The organism is Acidovorax sp. FG48 (assembly GCF_057809085.1).
The window spans coordinates 1-2,674 of the sequence record NZ_JBMDJH010000046.1 but is presented as its reverse complement, the minus strand read 5'-3'; the positions used below and the strand labels follow the sequence as shown (position 1 = coordinate 2,674).

The window sequence follows — 2,674 nt, the reverse complement described above, 5'->3', positions numbered from 1 at the left end:
GCTGGATTTTGAACATGAGTGGTGGACTGCTGTGCCTCTACCAGGGCGGCAAGGCGCTCGTTCTCGGCGTAGAGGCGGCTTAGTGCAACGGCGAGCTGTGCCCACTGATGGCGTGGCAACTCCACACGCATGAGGTTGTGACGTCCGAGTCCTGCGGTCGCAAACGTTTCTATCAGATCGTCAAGCATTTCAGGCCGCAGCGCTTCTGGCGCCCCTTGTTGGTTTGTCATGGTCTTTGCTCCTGTTGTGCATCATTGGTCTGAGCGTTACGCAGCGCATAAAGCAGCACACCTGCTGGCGTATTTCGCGACACCGGCCAGAAGAACCCGACCAATGGCTCGTTGCATTGACAGCAGTACACGCCGCGCTCAAAAGTGCTGGTCATGCTTTCGTGTGTGCAGGCAGCCATCACTCCCCCTTTCTGCTATCCGCAGATGAGGTGGGTGGGGGAGGAAGGGGCATCCAGTGGGTGGGCGGATTTTCTCTAGGCGCATCGCCGTCATAGGCCCAGTGCCAAGCGCCTGGGATGTCTGCGTCTTCATATGCGCACCAGTTCATGCATTCAATGTGTGGAGGGCTTGAAGGCCTGTAAGCGATGATGGGCGTTCCATCCTTCGGCGCCGTGGCAATGCTTTGCCATTCGCGGTTACACATAGGTTTCTCCTGAAATGATCCGGCCAATGGTTCGCTTGTTTGTCCCGTATCGCTTAGCAAGTGCGGCATAAGAAACACCTCCTTGTGCATAGGCGTCTCTGATAGACCGAGCTGTGGCATCGGTAAGGCTGGCAGATGGTGACCTGCGCCCGCTCCAGTAGTTGCGCTGCATGCGTCCGAGGTTCTGCGAATGCATCAGGTTCTCCTTTTGCGTGCACCATTCAAGATTTGTCGCTTCCGCATTTGCCCGGTTGCAATCTATGTGGTTGACAGTCTCCTTGCCAAATGGGTTGGGCACGAAGGCGATAGCGACAAGGCGGTGGACTCGCGCTACGACACGGACCGACTTACCATTGCGCAGCGTCACAACTGGGTAGCCATGCATCTGCGGGCGAGGCGTCAGTAGGCGACCTTGGCATTTTGTGAACCCGCCATGACCATTTGGTATCAAGCGATCAATGCTTCTGACGCGTCCAAGGTTGCTTACCTCATACGCAGGCATGTCAGCCACTGAGCGCCATTCCTCAATCATTTGATCCTCCGTTGCACCCTCCCACCATTCCCTCTGGGGGAGAGTGGTGGAGATAGAGTGGCATGGGCCGTTCAAAAGACTTCCCTTTCTCCAGCTTCGTGGTGATGGTTGCAGAGAGCGATCGGCTGTTTGCCAGCCAGGCAAGCGCTCGCTCATCGACCCACGCCACTGGCTCACTCCCCGCACTTGCTGCGAGTCGGTCAAGATGCAGCATTGCGTGCTGCAGCATTAGCTCTGCGCTGTAGTCGTTGCTTGCGATCTTGGCTTTGATCTCTGCCAGTGTGTAGGGCTCTTTGATTTTCCACGATGGTGCTGGGGCAATTGCTGCGACAGATGCCACTCCATCCCGCAGCCCCTGCGCATCAACACCAGCCCATGCCTTCGCCCCGCGCTCTGTCAGTGCTGACAGGTCGGGCATTTCTTGCGGCTTGCCCATCAGCGGGCCACTCACCGCACTTGCTGCGAGGGATGCGCGGCCAGCCAAGAATGCTTCTTCCAGCTCGCGCCATGCAAAGTGGCCGCGATAGGCGCCGTAACGGTCGCGCAGCCATTGCTCGGCCACCTCGCGCTCCTTGCTGTCTGTTTTATCGGTCATGGGGAATCCTCTGTGAATGGGTCGTGCATGCGCTGGATGCAATGGAAATCAGCACCTCGCGGAACTCGTCCGGGGTGGCATTGCGAATGCGTGTTTTGTCCTTGCCGCCGACCATGGCCATCATTCCGATGCGCCTGGCTTTCTCGTATCCGTGCAGTTCCAGCGCCCGAGGGTGGATGCGCTGCTCGGTCTTGCCCCAGCGCAGTTCTGGCGGGCATTTCACCCTTGCTGCCAGAAGCCATGTGGCTTTGCCAGCCAAGTGCCCGTAATGCCCCTGGTAAACGCAGCACGTCCACACCCCTTGCGCCACTGGAATCCACCCCCCAGAACGCGGTGGCTTGGGAATCCCATGGGCCTCCCAGGCGTGTGAGTCGCAAGGGTGCTCAAGTACGCCACCGAACCGTAGGACGGCATCCAGCGCCGCCTTAAAGCACCCGCCATCGTCGCCAAGCTTGAACTGGTGTGGCTTGCGCGTGCTGCCGTGCCAGAACCTCCCCCATCGCTGGCATGGCGGATGCGCTACAACCGGATGCGGCCCGGCGTATTTCCTGGCGTCCCGCTTTTCATCCCACGGATCAACGCCAGGCAGGCCAAAGTAAGCGCCGTCAGTTTCTACGTATAGGGCTGCAATCAATTTGTGGCTCCAGAAACAGAAAGACCCGCTATTGCGGGCCTGTGTGTTGGGTGGGTTGTGGCTTCCAAAGCGTTCGAACACGCTCCCAGGCCGCCCGGTCGCAGTCGTGGCCCAGCGGCTTGTAGTCGCGGCCTTCCTCGCGGGCCTCGTCGTCGCGCTTGATTTCTTCCTCCACCTCTCGCTGGATCAGGATGCGGATGCGCTCCGGGAACTGCTCCCAGTTAGCAAAAATCCACCGCTCGCAGTCGCCCACGATGTA

General features: G+C 59.1%; 6 protein-coding genes. All 6 read right to left on the bottom strand.

What is annotated here, in order from left to right; genetic code table 11:
- Window positions 1-230 (bottom strand): hypothetical protein (locus tag ACODSU_RS25240; RefSeq protein ID WP_488845701.1); only part of this gene is annotated, 230 nt, incomplete at its 3' end.
- Window positions 227-385: a hypothetical protein gene (locus ACODSU_RS25235; protein ID WP_488845699.1), complete on the bottom strand. Its 159-nt coding sequence runs from the start codon at window positions 383-385 to the stop codon at window positions 227-229. The genes ACODSU_RS25240 and ACODSU_RS25235, both read right to left, overlap by 4 nt.
- Window positions 386-646: 261 nt before the next feature.
- Window positions 647-1,186, bottom strand: a complete 540-nt coding sequence (locus tag ACODSU_RS25230; RefSeq protein WP_488845697.1) for an NUMOD4 domain-containing protein — start codon at window positions 1,184-1,186, stop codon at window positions 647-649.
- A complete protein-coding gene (locus ACODSU_RS25225) occupies window positions 1,179-1,781 on the bottom strand; it encodes a hypothetical protein (RefSeq protein WP_488845695.1) in 603 nt (200 codons plus the stop codon). Before ACODSU_RS25225 ends, ACODSU_RS25230 begins: the two co-directional genes overlap by 8 nt.
- Window positions 1,771-2,415, bottom strand: coding sequence for a hypothetical protein (locus ACODSU_RS25220; protein ID WP_488845693.1), 645 nt, complete (start codon window positions 2,413-2,415; stop codon window positions 1,771-1,773). The genes ACODSU_RS25225 and ACODSU_RS25220 overlap by 11 nt, the downstream gene beginning before the upstream one ends.
- A gap of 28 nt (window positions 2,416-2,443) precedes the next feature.
- Window positions 2,444-2,674, bottom strand: a 231-nt coding sequence (locus ACODSU_RS25215; RefSeq protein WP_488845691.1) for a hypothetical protein, incomplete at its 5' end; no start/stop codon positions are given.

Excerpts from the sequence above, each read along its gene's own strand:
- ACODSU_RS25235 (WP_488845699.1), bottom strand. The coding sequence starts at position 385 with ATGACCAGCACTTTTGAGCGCGGCGTGTACTGCTGTCAATGCAACGAG.
- ACODSU_RS25230 (WP_488845697.1), bottom strand. The coding sequence starts at position 1,186 with ATGATTGAGGAATGGCGCTCAGTGGCTGACATGCCTGCGTATGAGGTA.
- ACODSU_RS25225 (WP_488845695.1), bottom strand. The coding sequence starts at position 1,781 with ATGACCGATAAAACAGACAGCAAGGAGCGCGAGGTGGCCGAGCAATGG.